Raw genomic sequence first — 15668 nt, forward strand, 5'->3', positions numbered from 1 at the left:
GCGGGTCACTGAAAGCTCTTACCCGAGCGCCAGCCAGACTCCCACCCCCAGCATCAGAGTACCGGCGATGCGGTTCATCAAGGTGACGTTGCCGCTCTTGGCGAGGAAGTGGCGCAGAGTGCGGCCACCGCTTGCGTAGAGCAGCAGGCAGGAGAACTCGATGACCAGGATCAGCGCCACCAGCGCGCTGATCTGCGGCGCCATCGCCTTGTCGGCAGAGATAAAGGGGGGCAGCAAGGAGATCATGAAGGCCCACCCCTTGGGATTGGCGATGGCGGTGACAAAGCCCTGCAGAGCCAGCCCCATGGCGCTGGTCTGCTGACCGGCCGAGAGATCCGCCGGAATGGCCATCTTCCCCTTGGCCTGCCACATCTGGATGCCAAGCCACACCAGATAGGCGCCCCCCACATATTTGAAGGCGGCGAAGATCCCCGGATAGTTGAGCATGATGGCAGCAACCCCGATCACCGACAGCACCGAGACCAGCCCGACCCCGATCAGCTCCCCCCACATCATATGCAGGGTACGGCGCACCCCCAGGCTCATCCCCAGGGTCATCGACAGGGTCATGCACATGCCGGGGGTCACCGAGACAAAGAAAAAGGTCGGGATAAACAGAGCCAGAATGGCCGGATCGATCCAGCTGGACACAACACACCTCCATATGACGAGAGCGGGAAATCACGAAAACGGGACAGGATTGACACAACCCAGCCAGTTGTACCACATATTCAGGGGATAAAGCGCTCAATCATGCCTAAATGGCTCCTTTCTCACAAGAAAAAACCTTTTCTTCAGCACATTTCAGCAATAAAAGCCTGTGACAGCTCCTGACGTGCATGTGTAAGATATCGGCTCCTCCAATTCCGGATTAGAGCCACTTATGTCATTGAATAATCTATCAATACGTGTTCAGGTCTTGATACCTTTGCTGCTGGCCAGCCTGCTGATGATGGTGATGATCGCCATCAGCAAACAGGGTTTGGATGAAGCCATCAATGACATAGATGAGACGACCCAGAGCGTGGTCCAGCACAAGGACGATATTGCCAAACTGATCCACGCCACCTATCGGCTACGCACCAGCGCCATCTATGGCCTCTACGATGCCAAGCTGTTTGCCGCCCTGCCCGCAAACCTCAACAGCGCCGAGCAGGAGATCAACGCCATCCTCGGCCGTCTGGTGCTCCCCGGTGCCGAGCAGGATAACCGTCAGGTCGCTGCCGCCCTGCAGGCCTACCTCAGCCATACCCGCAGCAACATGCTGCCGCTGCTGGCGCAAAAACATCAGGGTGGCGGCGATCCGGTCGCCTACGAGGTGGCTCGCCTCCATTTCCGCGAGCTGGGTGAACAGCTGATCAAGCAGATCGACAGCATGTCCGCCCACATCAACCAGCTGATCCAGCAAGAGCTGGCCGAAGAGCAGGCCCACTACGACGCCACCCTGCTGCGTACCCTGCTGCTCACCGCCGGTACCCTGCTGGCGGCGCTGATCTGCGGCTGGGTCCTCTCTGGGCGCATCGTCAGCCCCATCGGTCAGTTGCAAGAGGTGATGCACGCCGTGGCGCAAGGGCGCTTCAACGTGCGCGCCAAAGCGGAGGGCAACAACGAACTGACCCGTCTGGCCAAAGATATCAACCTCACCCTTACCCAGCTCGGCAACACCATCGAGAACCTGACCGGGATCAGCAACAGCGTCGCCTCCGCCGCCACCGAGCTGGCCGCCGTGATGACCCAGTCCGAGGCCAATGCAAAGCAGCAGCACAGCGAGATCGAACAGGTCGCCTCCGCCGTAACCGAACTATCCAGCACCGCTGACAACGTCAACCACAATGCAGCCATCGCCGACGAGCTGGCACGGGATGCCAATGGCCGGGTCGAACAGGGGCTCGCCCTCTTTACCGAAAGCATCGCCGCCAACAGCCGGATGGCAGGCAGTCTGGAAGATGCCGCCGCCATCGTGGCTCAGCTCAAATCCCAGTCCGAGCAGATCGGCAAGGTAATTGAAGTGATTCAGGGGATCTCCGAGCAGACCAACCTGCTGGCGCTCAATGCCGCCATCGAAGCTGCCCGTGCCGGTGAAACGGGTCGTGGTTTTGCGGTGGTAGCCGACGAAGTGAGAATGCTGGCGGCCCGTACCCAGGACTCCACCAAGGAGATCCAGGCCATCATCGAGCGGCTGCAGAGCCAGTCCCAATCCGCCAACAACGGCGTGCAGGAGACTCTGGAGATCCTCAGCCATAACCAGCGCTTGTCCGCTCAGGTGCAGGATCTGCTAAGCGGCATTACCGGTGCCGTGCGCCAGATCAACGACGCCAACGCCCAGGTCGCCACCGCCGCCGAGGAGCAGTCCTGCGTTACCGCCGACATCAACCGCAACATCACCAATATTCACGAGATCGTGAGCCAGAGCTCCGCCGGCATCAGCCAGAGCGCCAGTGCCAGCAACGAGCTCTCCCAGCTCGCCGAGCAGCAACGCAAGCAGCTGGCCCAATTCCAGCTGTAAGCGCACAAAGTGAACCAGACAAAAAGGCCCGCAAGGGCCTTTCTTGTTGATGGAGCAATGGCTTTGTCTCTGTTTTAAACGCCATTTTTTGGCTTGTGGTGCCATAAGGGGCTGGGCTGCCCTGTCAAATATCGGTATGGTAGAGGCACGTTACTCCCCCTCACGTGAGCACACCATGAGCCTGAGATTCAAGAAACCCGCCTTTATCGCACTGGGGCTCATTGCCCTCATTTCCGCCGCCTGGCTCGACTACTACCTGCCGGAGCACACCATCGCCACAATCACTGGGGTCGAGGTGAAGCGCACCGACAAGGATGGCCCCATCAGCCAGAAAAACCCGGCTGACGGCCCCACCACCGATGTCTACTACATCTACACCGAGCGCCCCGGCGAGAAGATCCGGGTGTTTCGCAATGAAGATACCGAGTGGGGCTGGCCCTTCTACTTCAAGTTCAACGCCGCCGACGTCCAGGCCAAGGCCAAGTCGATGGAGTTCGAGAAACGCCTGGCCATCATCACCTCCTACGGCTGGCGCGTGAACATGTTCTCCATGTTCCCCAACGTCACCAAGATCGAGAGCACAGAGCCTGACGCCTCCACCTGGAGCTTCTTCCGCTGGTTCTGGTTCGGCCTCTGGGCGCTGGTGATGGGCAAGGCAGCCATCGCAACCTGGCGCTACTTCGATCGTCTTGAGGACGAGCTATGAGTGAGCCGAGCAAGACCCGCACCAGCTTCTACCGGCGGCTCTACGTGGCCTGGCTGATCAGCCAAGGCACGGATACGGTGCCCGCCATCATGGAGGCAACCGGCATGCCGCGCCGCACCGCGCAGGATACCCTGACGGCGCTGGCCGAACTCGATATCAACTGCGCCTTCGAGCAGACCGAGGGGGCTCGCCACCTGCAGGGGCACTACCGCATCAGCGACTGGGGCCCCATCAACCCAGCGTGGATCAAGGCTCAACTGCCGCTTATCAAGGAGACGCTGAGCTATCCCTGATCAGGGCGCTAAGCAACAATAAAAAAGAGGGGCCAGCCGACAAGGCTGGCCCCTCTTTTTTCAGGCCGATGGCGTGACAGGCAGCCCTACTCGGGCATGGCCGAATCCTCAAGCTCCCCGTCAGACTCGCCGCGGGTGCAGTCGATGATGGAGCGCTTGGGGTTGTTGGGATCGCGCAAAAGCAGAGGGGCTGAGCCCTCGTCATGCTTCTGCTCGTCACCAAACTCGCTGCCGTAGGCGTTGTGGGTCAACCGGCGGGCATTGGCGATGGGAGTATCGACAAAGAGAGCATGCACTTCGAAGCTGGAAGCGGGCACGATAAAGCCGACCACCGGCAAGCCGTGTAGCTCCTCGTGCACCTTGTACCAGGCAAAGCCGTCGCTCACCTTGTAGGGGGTGTAGTTGGCCAGCTGTAGATTGGCGGCCCTGCCCGTCTCATCCACATAGAGATCGGTAAATTCACAGGTCGCCAGCCCCTGCCACATCCGCTCGAATGGCGTCGCACAGCCTGTCAGTTGCAACCCGGCCAGCAGCACCAAGCCTCTCTTCCACATTCCCCGCCCCTTCTTGCAAAAATGAACCGGCGCTCAGTCAAACGCCCGCAGCCGCGTCACCAGCAGATCGATAAAGCCCGGACGATCCAGCCCCAACAATACCAGCGCATTGGCTGGCTTGCCGGTCAGACCATAACGATCCACCACCGTCATCCCCACGGAATGCACCCCGCTGGTCTCGATATCGACCCGGCACTCAACCCCGTGGAACAGCTCGGGAGCCAGCAACCAGGCAATGGTACAGGGGTCGTGGAGCGGTGCACCAGCAAATCCCCACTTGGGATCCCGATGGTAGATCATGAAAAAGTCGAGCAGCCCGGCCACACACTGGGCTACCGGGTTGGTGATGGCGCGCACCTGCTCGATATCCTCATCCATCACCTGCGCCTCATGGGTCACATCAAGGCCGCACATGGTGATGGGAATGCCCGACTTGAACACCATATCGGCCGCTTCCGGGTCCACATAAATATTGAATTCCGCCGCAGGCGTCCAGTTGCCAGCCCCTGCGGCGCCCCCCATCAGCACGATGCGAGCAATCCTGGGTTTGAGCTCGGGATGTGCCGCCAGCAGCAGGGCGATATTGGTCAGCGGGCCGGTCGGCACCAGAGTCACGGGCTGCGGGCTCTCGCGCAGACATTTGGCCATCAACTCGATCCCCGTCATCCCCTGCGGCGCAAAGGCGGGATCCGGCAGTTTGGGGCCATCGAGGCCCGATTCGCCATGGACGTTGTCGGCGATAATAAGCTCCCGGGCCAGCGGTTTCGGCGCCCCCGCAAGGTGAGGATGCGCAGGGCATTGTTGAGGGTCTTGTCCTGCGTCTGGTTGCCCGCGCTGGTGGTAACCGCCAGCACCTTCAGTTCAGGGCTGGCCAGCGCCAGAATGAGGGCGATGGCGTCGTCGTGGCCGGGATCACAATCAAGAATAACGGGCAGTGCCATGGAAAGGGTCCTTACAACATAACAGGGAGCCATACCTTAACAAGCAAGCCTCGGATGAACTCGGGAAGGGGTCACAAAACGGGGCCTTGTTGCTGACCTGGGCGGTTTACACGGCACACCGCCTCGCTCAACGCGGCTCATTATCAATAGGTTGCATGGCGTCATCCCGTTCATTTTCCGAGGCTGCGCACCACCCATTCGCCCGGCCGCGCCGGTTCGGGTATGATCGCACCCCGTTTCCAGCCTGTGCCACCTATGTCCGTTATCGTCGACACCTTTATCGCCCCGCCCTGCAGTGCCGCCATCGAGATCCTGTTCGAAGATGAGCACCTGCTGCTCATCAACAAGCCGAGCGGCCTGCTGAGTCTGTCAGGCAAGAACCCGCAGAACCTCGACTCTGTTCACTATCGACTGGTGCAGGATTTCTCAGGCTGCACCTTGGTGCATCGCCTGGATTTTGGCACCTCAGGCATCATGGTGGTCGCCAGAAACAAGGCCATCAATGCCCTGCTCTGCCAGCAGTTCAGCCAGCGGGCGGTGAGCAAAGCCTACAGCGCCCTACTGTGCGGTCATCTGATTGACGACGAAGGGGTTATCGACGCCCCCATCGCCAAGGATCCGGCCCTCTTTCCGCTGATGAAGATCTGCGCCGCCAGCGGCAAACCCGCCCGCTCCCGCTATCAGGTGATTGAGCGGCTGGAGTTGCAGATGCAGGGGCAGACCGTGCCTTTGACCCGGGTACGACTGGTGCCGGAGACCGGCCGCACCCATCAGCTGCGCATCCACAGTCAGTTGCTGGGCCACCCCATCCTCGGCTGCGATCTCTATGGTGGCCTGCTGCCAGCCAGCTGCGAACAGGCGCCGCGGCTGATGCTGCATGCCAGCGAGCTGGATTTTTCTCATCCGATGAGCGGCGAGCCGATGCAGATCCGCTGTGCCGCGCCTTTTTAGGAGCAATCAGTAGAGGCCGTCAGTAGATGGCAATAGACGCGAGTGCGGCGGGAATAGAGAAAGGCGTGACGCGAGAAGAAAAGGGACAAACGGCGGATAAAGATAGGGGCCGTGCTTTCGCAACGGCCCCCACCCCCCACTCTTTGTGGTGCTATCAGATCAGCTTGCGGGCAGCGCCCAGTACGATCTTGATGGCATCAGATTCGGTCTTCGCCATGGTCTCGGCGTTCGGGATCTCTTGCTGGGTACGGTTGACGATAACGCCAGCCACCATACCGGCACGCAGGCCCTGGCTGGAGCACATGGTCAGCAGGGTTGCAGATTCCATCTCATAGTTCAGCACGCCCATGGCTTGCCACTCTTTCATGGAACCCTGGAAACGGCTCACTACGCGGCCGGATACGGTGTCGTAACGCTCCTGACCAGGGTAGAAGGTGTCAGAGGAGGCAGTCACACCGATGTGCAGCTTGGAGCCCATCTCTTTGGCGGTGTTCACCAGCGCGGTGGTGCAGTCGAAGTCGGCAACAGCCGGGAACTCCATCGGTGCAAAGTGCAGGCTGGCACCGTCGAGGCGCACGGAACCGGTGGTCACGATCACGTCACCCACGTTCAGGTGCGGCTGGATGGCGCCGGTGGTGCCGATACGCAGGAAGGTGCGGATACCCAGCTGGGCCAGCTCTTCTACCGCGATGGAGGTGGACGGGCCACCGATACCGGTAGAGCAGATGATCACGGCCTTGCCGTCCATCTCGCCGCGCCAGGTAGTGAATTCACGATGGCTGGCCAGGTGCACCGGGTTGTCCAACAGCTCTGCGATACGCTTCACGCGCTCGGGGTCACCGGGGACGATCGCCAGGGTGGCGCCTTGCAGATCCGCTTTCTTCAAACCCAAGTGAAATACATCAGACATAGTGGACTCCTGGTTGCCCCCTGCCAGCATGGTCAGGGCACAAGTTAAGATGATTCTTTATGATACTTTCAAGCCTTTACCCCCCTCTTCGGGGAGGCGCCAACTATGGTCGAAAGCGCTTTCCAATTCCTTGAAGCGCCTCACACTTCCACGCATTGACAGTGACAAACATTGCGCAAAACGTTTGCTAACTCAATGAAATAATTGACAAACGTTTTTCTGCAAATCGAGTCAGATGCGAGAAAGTCAAGCCTGGTTCAGCGCTTAATTAACGACTCGTGATCGACCCCGTAAAGTTGTAAACAAGATGCTTTTGTATCCCTTTCTAGATGGTAGCCTAGCTCTTAACCACCACTTAATGGCTAACTATAGGAAGTCCATCATGGCTACATTCAAGTTCTATATTCCCGCTATCAACCTGATGGGTGCCGGCTGTCTGCAAGAGGCTGCCGCCGATATCAAGGGTTACGGCTATCGCAAGGCGCTGATCGTCACCGACAAAATTCTCAACCAGATCGGCGTGGTCGCCAAGCTCACCACCCTGTTGGCTGAACATGGCATTGAAAGCGCAGTTTTCGATGAGACCAAACCCAACCCCACTACCAGCAACGTCGAAGCGGGTCTGGCCATGATCAAGGCCAACGGCTGCGATTGTGTCATCTCGCTGGGTGGCGGCTCGCCCCACGACTGCGCCAAGGGCATCGCGCTGGTCGCCGCCAACGGTGGCAGCATCAAGGATTACGAAGGGGTGGATCGCTCCGCCAAGCCGCAGCTGCCGCTTATCGCCATCAACACCACCGCCGGTACCGCCTCCGAGATGACCCGCTTCTGCATCATCACCGACGAAGCGCGCCACGTGAAAATGGCCATCATCGACAAGCACGTTACCCCGCTGATGTCGGTCAACGATCCCGAGCTGATGCTGGCCAAGCCAGCCGGTCTCACCGCCGCCACCGGTATGGATGCCCTGACCCACGCCATCGAAGCCTATGTCTCCACCATCGCCACCCCGGTAACCGATGCCAGCGCCGTGATGGCCATCGAGCTGATTGCCAAGCACCTGCGCACCGCCGTTCACCACGGCGATGACCTGCATGCCCGCGAGCAGATGGCCTATGCCCAGTTCCTGGCCGGCATGGCCTTCAACAACGCAAGCCTGGGCTATGTGCACGCCATGGCCCACCAGCTGGGCGGTTTCTATGACCTGCCCCACGGTGTCTGCAACGCCGTGCTGCTGCCCCACGTTCAGGCGTTCAACGCCCAGGTGAGCGCCGCTCGTCTGAAGGATGTGGCCCGCTACATGGGGGTGGACGTGAGTGCCATGAGCGACGAGCAGGGCGCTGCCGCTGCCATTGCCGCCATCAAGCAGCTGGCGCTGGATGTAAAGATCCCGGCGGGTCTGGAGCAACTCGGCGTCAAGGCCGATGACTTCGATACCCTGGCCAGCAATGCCCTGAAAGATGCCTGCGGCTTCACCAACCCGAAACAGGCGAGCCACGAAGAGATCGTCGCCATCTTCCGCGCGGCGATGTAACAGCAGCCGGATTGCCAGAAAGGGTCGCAGTGCGACCCTTTTTATTGGCTGATGGATCAATGGCTTTTTACTTCCGTGGAGGGAGTCGGTATGATTTGCCGAGCCAAAAAGACTGTATGGATGATCTGAACTCGATATGCGGATGAAACACCTGATTGCCGCGGCTTTGACCGCCCTCACCCTCTCCGGTTGCAGCCTGGTCTATCGTATCGATATTCCCCAGGGCAACTATGTGGAACAAAAACAGGTCGACAAACTGCGCCAGGGGATGACCCGCGAGCAGGTCAGCTATGTGCTGGGGACCCCCATGCTGCGTGACGGCTTTGACCCCAACACCTGGTACTACCTCTATGAATTCCAGCCGGGCCACGGCGACAAGGAGCGCAAAGAGCTCACCGTCACCTTCGCCAACGACAGGCTGACCACAGTGACGGGTGACTTCCCGCTGCCAGCAGCTTTCAATACCCCGCTCTGATATCCCGCAAAACCGGCCTCGCGCCGGTTTTGTTTTATCCAGCCCCGCGTAATTCATCCTGCCCGACAACACTGAGTCATTTCTCCCCATTGCAGCTGCCCGCAAATTGCCTGATGCTGATGAGCAGCCACCATGGCATCAACACCATCGAATGACACAGGGAGAATCCCCATGAGCCGGATCCTGATTGCCGGAGCCAGCGGCCTGATCGGTCGCGAACTGGTGCAGCAACTGCCTGCCGAACATGAACTGACCCTGCTCTGTCGCAAGCCGGGCAAGGAGGCACACCACTGGCTGCCGGTCAATTTTGATGATCTGGCCAGCGTCACCCTCTCCCGCCCGGTGGATATCGCCTTTTGTGCCCTCGGTACCACCCGCAAGGAGGCAGGCTCTGCCGAGGCGTTTCGCCGGGTCGATCTCGACTATGTGGTCGCCTTTGCCGAGCTGGCCCGCCGCCACGGTTGTCAACGGCTCATCGTGGTCTCAAGCATGGGGGCCAGTGCATCGTCCCCGGCTCTCTATCCGCGTACCAAGGGGGAGATGGAGCAGGCCCTGCTGGCCCAATCCTGGCCACGGCTCGCCATCGTGCGGCCCGCCATGCTGCTCGGAGATCGCCAGCCACCGCGCCTCTCCGAGCAGATCTTTCAGACCATCTATCCGCTGTTTCGGCCACTGCTGGTGGGCAAGCTCGCCCGCTGGCGCGCCATCGAGGCCCGTCAGGTGGCACGCGCCATGATCGCCCTCTCGAAACTGCCCGCCGGGTGCGAGATTGTCGAGAACGAGCAACTACTGGCCCTCTGAGCCCGGCCTTTTCCACCGCTTTCGCATTCAGTCGTGAAAACAGAAGGGCAAGCCAACCGGCTTGCCCTTTGTCTATCTGTTGGCGAGGTACCCTGACCGCCTCTTGCCATCACAGGCCGCGCTCGAATGTCAGGGCAACATCCATCAGCCGCGAATATGGTCGATAAAGGCGTCGATCTGCTCGCGGGTGCAGGCGGGGTTCATAAAGACCGCCTTCTCCCCGGCGATGTAGGAGTACTTGCCGCGGGCGTCATAGTCGGAGTGGGCCACCGCCTCCACCCAGTTGGTGTAGAGCCCCACCTTACCGCGCCCCTTGAACAGGCTGCGGTGATAGTCGGTATTGCGCTGCAACCGCGCCTTGTAGGCAGGATCGCCGGAGCGGGCCAGCTCGAAGGCGAATTCGGCTTCCGGATCGCTCACCCACTCGGGGTTGTAGATCTTGAAGCCGACGCTCGGCCCCTGATTCTCCTGCGCCACCAGCTTGACGTTGCCCAGCTGGCTTAACCGGAAGCGGAAGTAATTGGCATTTTGCAGGCAGTGGGCCAGCACGGTGCGATACCCCTCCACCCCCATATAGTTGAGCGCCGCATAGGCACCGAACAGGCCGCTCGCGCCGCGGGAGCACTCGATGGTGGATTGCAGGTGGGTCTGGCCCTGAATGTCCCGCTCGAAGTAGGAGAAGTTCTCCGGGTCATTCTCCATCGCCTTGAGGTCATCCTGCTCCTTGATCATCACCAGACTGGAGGTGTAAGGCACATAGCCCCACTTCTGGAAGTCGACGGTGAAGGAGTCGGCATATTTGAGCTCGGCAAAGCGCGCCACGTTGCGCTCGATCCCCGCCAGAGTGGCGCTGTTGATGGCGAGCGGGTTGGCGGCAAAGTCGTAACCCAGGAAGAAGATCATCGACCAGCCGATGGCGGCATCGACGTGGATGTGAGGTTTGACCGCCACCTCGAACTGCTCGCAGAGGCGATTGCGCAGCTCGAACACCGGCTTGACCTGATCCACCCCGAAGGTATCGGTGGTGCCCATGGTGAGCATGATGGTGGGCACAACGTGTTTCAGGGCAAAACAGGCGGTCAGGGTGCGCTCGAGATGGTCGAGATCGATGTCGTTGTTCTCGCCGACCTGAATCCGGATGGTCTTGTTCTCGATGTCGACCCCAAGCAGGGAGAGGTTGGTGATGTTGGAGTAGTGACCGCCCTGGGAGTTGATAATGCGGTAATCCTGATAGTGGCCGAGCCCCTTCTGCTTGGCTTCCGGCAAGGTTTTGCGAATGCCGAGCAGGTAGCCATAGAGGTTACAGAAGGTCCCCCCCTGGGTGAAGATGCCGGTGGCGCAAGCCGGGTCATAACCTGCCAGCAGCGCAATCTGGCGCACCACCTTCTTCTCCAGCTCCTCGGCCACTCCGGCATATTCGGAGTAGACCAGATTGGGGTTGGCCAGAATACCCATCTGGGCGCCATAGATAGCGGGATCCGCCGACATGGTGATGACGTTCTCGACGCTGGAGGGGTTTTCCCAATCCTTCGACAGCGCGGCGGCAAACAACAGCTCGGCCATCGGCTCGCCCGGAGTGCGCATGGTGGCGGGCACCGGCATGGTCTCGCAAAGGTCGGCCAGGCGGGCGCGGCCATCTGGCCAGGCATTCAAACGGGCATCGGGAGCCAGGCCACGGGCCCGAAATTCGTTGAGGGTGGCAAATCCGGGTTCGCGAAAAACGGGCCAGAGATCGGGATTGCGCGAGAAAAAGTTGGCTTTGACTGTGGCGAAACGGGCGGAAAAATCGGGGTGGACGGCATTGACGCTTTCGTCTTGAAGATAAACTAAGTCACTCATTTTTATACCATTAGTACAGCAAATGTGCGGCCGTTATACCCCTGTACCAGCGGGGCCGACAGTGACAATATCTAATGGCCTACCCTACTTTTTGTCATGTATCAGCCATCACAAGGGCTGGCAAAAAGGCGCCTTTGAGGCGCCTCTTTAGATTTCGTGATCTTGCTCCCATCCTGGCTGACAGCGCCCTCACTAACGGACCGCCATCAGTGCAGTGCCCCCCTTAACGCAGGGAGGTCAACAGCCACTCGGCAAACTCCGCCAGCTCGCTCTGCTGCTGCGGGAAGGCCGCCAGCCAGGGCTGCAGGCGCGCGGAAACCGCGTCCGGTCGATAGCCACAGCCCGCCAGTTCGGCCACCAGCAGATCAAACGGGGCCGGCTCCAGAGTATCGCTAAAGAGCTGCGCCCGGGTGATGACCCCTTTCTCCACATCAAAGTGCAGTTCCACCCCGCCCCAGCTGAACCGCTCCTCCAGCAGATGGCTGAAGGCCGGGGCATGGCCATAGTTCCACTCCCAACTGCGCTGGCGGGCGAAGGTCTCGGCAAAGCCCGGCAGATCCGGCATCTGCTCGGGGGAGATATGCTCGGGCTCAACTCGTGCGCCGTAATGGTGGAAGAAGGCCTCGACCAGCGCCTCGCTCACCTGTTGATGGTCGAGCCCCGGCAACAGTTCGCACAGATTGGCCACCCGGCTGCGCACCGAGGTGATCCCCTTGGCCGCCAGCTTCTTGGGGTCGGGGTTGAGATAGTTGGCAAGGCGGCCGAGATCGGCGTCCAGCAGCAGGGTGCCGTGGTGAAAACCGCGATCCAGAGTCTCCCGATAGGCCGACCCCGATACCTTGCGCTCCCCGTCCGGGGTCGCCACCAGCAGATCGTTGCGACCGGAGGCAAACGCCTCGATCTCCAATCGCTTGAGCCCGTCCAGCACGATGGTGGTGGAGACACTCTTGTCATACTCCGGCTTGCCCGCCATGAAGGTGAAGCAGCTGTTGCCAAGGTCGTGGAACACGGCGCCGCCACCGCTGCTGCGACGCGCCAGGGTCACCCCGTCCTCTTCCATGCGGCGGGTATTGCACTCCTTCCACGGATTCTGGGCACGGCCAATCACCACGGTATTGGCATTGCGCCAGAGGAACAGCACCCGCTGGCCGGGGTCCATCTGGCGGAAGATGCACTCCTCAACGGCCAGATTGAACAGGGGATCGTGAGAGTCGGAGACAAGCAGACGCAAGCGGGACATAAAAAGACCTTATCCGGAACTGGGGACAGCATGATAACACTGACGGGGTACCATCACTGAGCCGTTGCACATTAACCGGTGCGCAGCAGCCACGACACATTTGCGTCACACCTGACCGCCCCATAAAAGTATCTATTGATATAACGACACAGCTTGACGTGCAACCACGGGAAAAATGCAGTCAAGCCACAATGACAACGATAAAAACGGGAAAAAGTGGCTAGAATGCGACCACTTCGATAGGCCATATGACTCTCTTATTGGTCACATAACTTGCAAAAAAACGGTATGTATCCATCCCGTGTGATGAACGACACAAAAATGACTTCCCAACCCCCCTATACCCCATTGCAAACGCCTTTTCTCCCCTTGCAGGTGACACAAAATTGCTTGAATCTAGCCTAGACACCGCTCCCGAGAGAAACGTTGTATGACGGAGAACGCAGCCCCCCGCCAGCCCCTCAGCTGGTTTATGCCAATGCTGGTCGGTATGGTCATCGCGACCCTGACCTCTTCCCCCGTGCGAGCCGGCGAGCAGGTCATCGTCCAGTTGCCGTGGCAACACCAGTTCCAGTTTGCCGGTTACTACGCGGCCATCGCCAAAGGGTTTTATCGGGAGGCCGGTCTGCATGTCACCCTGCGCGAAGCGGACTCCCGCACCGATGTGGTCAGCGAGGTGATCTCGGGAAAGGCCCAGTTTGGCATCAGCGGCAGTGATCTGCTGCTGGATCGGGCTGCCGGTCGCCCGGTGGTGGTGCTCGCCGCCCTGCTGCAGCACTCGCCGCTGGTTCTGCTCACGCTGGATAGGCCAGATATTCGCAACCCGGCCGATCTGGCCAACAAGCGACTGATGCTGGAGCCTGGCTCCAACGAGCTGTTGACCTACCTTTCCCACCATACCCGCAGCCGCGACTGGGTCACCCTTCCCTACAAACAGGGGATAGAGGCACTGCTGGCGGGCAAGGTGGATGCCATCAGCGCCTACAGCACTACCGAGCCCTTCTATCTGCAACAAAAAGGGATCCCCTATCGGGTCTTCAGTCCGCGCACCATCGACTTCGACTTCTACGGCGACAACCTGTTTACCTCCGAGCGGGAGCTGATCACCCGACAGGATCGGGTCTACGCCTTCCAGCAGGCCAGCCTCAAGGGGTGGCGCTATGCGATGGACCACCCCGAAGAGATGATCAACCTCATCATGGAGCAGTACCCGACCGGGGCTGGCCGTGAACAGCTGGAGTTCGAGGCGCGCGAAACCAGAGAGCTGATGCAGCCCGACCTTATCGAACCTGGCTACATGCAGCAGGAGCGCTGGCTGCAGATCGCCAAAACCTATCTGGAGGCGGGCATGCTCACGGTATTGCCCAACCTCGACCGCTTTATCTACGACCCGGCGCAGGAGCGGCTGCGCCAGCAACGGCAGCTGCTCGACAAGAGCGTGGCGGTGGCCATGCTCATCACCTTTACCCTGATGACCCTGCTCGGCATCTTCTTGCACCTCTATCTGCGCCTGCGCCAGGAGGCGCGGGATCGCCAGCGGCTGACCCGTGAACTGGCCCAGAGCGAGCAACACTACCGCTTCGTGGCGGAGAACAGCGCCGATGTAATCTGGACCATGGATGCAGCCAGCTTGCGCTTTCGCTACGTCAGCCCGGCCATCACGCCTCTGAGCGGCTACGAGGCCCCCGAGCTGTTTGCCCTGCCCCTCAAACAGCTGCTGCCGGATGCCTCAAGGCAACTGCTGCGCGAGGAGATCTCCGCCACCCTGGAGGCCTGGCAGCGGGGGGAACATGACCAGACCCGCCGGGTCATTCGCACCCAGCTGCGCCACAAGGATGGCCATCTGGTAGCCACCGAAACCATCACCACCCTCCATGGCAACCACAATGCCCAGCCGGAGGCGATCCTCGGGGTCACCCGGGATATCACCGAGCGGGCAGCGCGAGAGGAGATGATGCTCCGCCTCGCCTTCTACGACCCCCTCACCGGGCTGCCCAACCGCCGCTTGCTGCAGCAACGGCTCAAGGAGCTGATGGAGCAGGAGACGCCCCGTCCGCTGGCATTGATGTTTATCGATCTCGATCACTTCAAGCCGATCAACGACACCTTCGGCCATGAGACCGGGGATATTCTGCTCAATATGGTGGCCGAGCGGATGAGCCACTGCGTGCGCAAACAGGATCTAGTGGCACGGCTGGGGGGCGACGAGTTCGTTATCTTGCTGCCGGAGAGTGGCGACGAAGTGCTGGCGGTGGCCGACAAGCTGCACCAGCAGCTGCGCCATCCGTTCCAGCTGGAGGGACAGGAGCTGCTCATCTCCAGCAGTATCGGGCTGGCGCTCTATCCCGAGCACGGGGAGGATGCCAAAACCCTGATGCACCACGCCGATCAGGCCATGTATCAGGCGAAGAATCGCGGCCGCGGCCGGGTCTGCCTCTATACCGAAGGCCTTGATCCCGAGCAGGGCGCCCTGCTGTGGCAACCCGGCCACGAGTGCGGTCACCCGCGCATCGATGCCGAGCATCGCCAGCTCTTCGTATTGACCAACCGGCTGCTGGAGCGGATGAAAGATCAGCACGAGGATCCGGCCCCGTTTCTGGAGAGTCTGGAGAGCCTGTTCGACATGGCCCGCCATCACTTCGCCTTTGAAGAGCAGATGCTGGCGGAGATCGACTATCGGGAGCTCGTCAGCCACCGTCAGGATCACCAGCGCCTGCTCAACAAAGCAGGCCAGCTGCTGAACGCCGCCAAAGCGGGGACTCTGGGCAACGACGAGTTGCTCAACTTCATCATTCAGGAGCTGGTAGTCGGCCACATGAGTCAGGCGGATCGCCGCTACTTCCCCCTGTTCAGATCTGAGCGCAGCCTGTCGGTTGCGGAGGTGGTCGCCTAGTCCCCCTTTGCTAAGACCCGAGCGT

General features: G+C 60.4%; 13 protein-coding genes and 1 pseudogene. 8 read left to right on the top strand and 6 right to left on the bottom strand.

Annotation, left to right across the window (positions count from 1 at the left end; translation table 11 throughout):
* Positions 1–18: 18 nt before the first annotated feature.
* On the bottom strand, positions 19–651 hold the full coding sequence (locus AB5Y90_RS17545; protein ID WP_368167396.1) for a LysE family translocator: 633 nt from the start codon (positions 649–651) through the stop codon (positions 19–21).
* A gap of 232 nt (positions 652–883) precedes the next feature.
* On the opposite strand from AB5Y90_RS17545, the gene AB5Y90_RS17550 reads away from it, so the two are divergent.
* The 3 genes from AB5Y90_RS17550 (at position 884) to AB5Y90_RS17560 (ending at position 3505) form a co-directional block, all read left to right on the top strand.
* Positions 884–2506 carry a methyl-accepting chemotaxis protein gene (locus AB5Y90_RS17550; protein ID WP_368167397.1) on the top strand — a complete coding sequence of 541 codons (1623 nt, stop codon included), beginning with the start codon at positions 884–886 and terminating at the stop codon, positions 2504–2506.
* A 175-nt stretch (positions 2507–2681) separates the two neighbouring features.
* A complete protein-coding gene (locus AB5Y90_RS17555; RefSeq protein ID WP_005350438.1) occupies positions 2682–3212 on the top strand; it encodes a DUF1523 family protein in 531 nt (176 codons plus the stop codon).
* Complete coding sequence (locus tag AB5Y90_RS17560) at positions 3209–3505, top strand: helix-turn-helix domain-containing protein (protein WP_139463226.1); 297 nt, start codon at positions 3209–3211, stop codon at positions 3503–3505. Before AB5Y90_RS17555 ends, AB5Y90_RS17560 begins: the two co-directional genes overlap by 4 nt.
* Positions 3506–3591: 86 nt before the next feature.
* On the opposite strand, the gene AB5Y90_RS17565 is transcribed toward AB5Y90_RS17560, so the two are convergent.
* Positions 3592–4059 (bottom strand): hypothetical protein, encoded by a 468-nt coding sequence (locus AB5Y90_RS17565; protein ID WP_179903520.1) that lies wholly within the window; start codon positions 4057–4059, stop codon positions 3592–3594.
* 33 nt (positions 4060–4092) lie between these two features.
* Positions 4093–5000 (bottom strand): annotated as a pseudogene (rihA, locus tag AB5Y90_RS17570) (pyrimidine-specific ribonucleoside hydrolase RihA).
* A 222-nt stretch (positions 5001–5222) separates the two neighbouring features.
* Here rihA and AB5Y90_RS17575 point away from each other — a divergent pair.
* Positions 5223–5951, top strand: a complete 729-nt coding sequence (locus tag AB5Y90_RS17575; protein ID WP_263719190.1) for an RluA family pseudouridine synthase — start codon at positions 5223–5225, stop codon at positions 5949–5951.
* A gap of 154 nt (positions 5952–6105) precedes the next feature.
* On the opposite strand, the gene udp is transcribed toward AB5Y90_RS17575, so the two are convergent.
* Complete coding sequence (gene udp, locus AB5Y90_RS17580) at positions 6106–6861, bottom strand: uridine phosphorylase (RefSeq protein ID WP_005337975.1); 756 nt, start codon at positions 6859–6861, stop codon at positions 6106–6108.
* A 382-nt stretch (positions 6862–7243) separates the two neighbouring features.
* Here udp and yiaY point away from each other — a divergent pair, with 382 nt between their 5' ends.
* From yiaY to AB5Y90_RS17595, 3 genes are all read left to right on the top strand, one after another.
* Positions 7244–8395, top strand: a complete 1152-nt coding sequence (gene yiaY / locus AB5Y90_RS17585) for an L-threonine dehydrogenase (protein WP_005359322.1) — start codon at positions 7244–7246, stop codon at positions 8393–8395.
* Positions 8396–8531: 136 nt separating this feature from the next.
* Entirely contained in the window at positions 8532–8870 is a 339-nt protein-coding gene (gene bamE / locus AB5Y90_RS17590) for an outer membrane protein assembly factor BamE (protein ID WP_005337980.1), read from the top strand.
* A gap of 171 nt (positions 8871–9041) precedes the next feature.
* Complete coding sequence (locus AB5Y90_RS17595) at positions 9042–9671, top strand: NAD(P)H-binding protein (protein ID WP_088869760.1); 630 nt, start codon at positions 9042–9044, stop codon at positions 9669–9671.
* 144 nt (positions 9672–9815) lie between these two features.
* Here AB5Y90_RS17595 and AB5Y90_RS17600 read toward each other — a convergent pair whose 3' ends face one another.
* Together AB5Y90_RS17600 and AB5Y90_RS17605 are read right to left on the bottom strand one after the other, a co-directional pair.
* Positions 9816–11510 (bottom strand): aspartate aminotransferase family protein, encoded by a 1695-nt coding sequence (locus tag AB5Y90_RS17600; protein WP_368167400.1) that lies wholly within the window; start codon positions 11508–11510, stop codon positions 9816–9818.
* Between the two features lie 223 nt (positions 11511–11733).
* Positions 11734–12750, bottom strand: coding sequence for a lipoate--protein ligase A (locus tag AB5Y90_RS17605; protein WP_368167402.1), 1017 nt, complete (start codon positions 12748–12750; stop codon positions 11734–11736).
* 478 nt (positions 12751–13228) lie between these two features.
* Here AB5Y90_RS17605 and AB5Y90_RS17610 point away from each other — a divergent pair, with 478 nt between their 5' ends.
* On the top strand, positions 13229–15643 hold the full coding sequence (locus tag AB5Y90_RS17610) for a diguanylate cyclase (protein WP_368167427.1): 2415 nt from the start codon (positions 13229–13231) through the stop codon (positions 15641–15643).
* Positions 15644–15668: the final 25 nt, after the last annotated feature.

This window comes from Aeromonas sp. R4-1 (assembly GCF_040908325.1).
GTDB classification, from domain to species: domain Bacteria; phylum Pseudomonadota; class Gammaproteobacteria; order Enterobacterales; family Aeromonadaceae; genus Aeromonas; species Aeromonas veronii.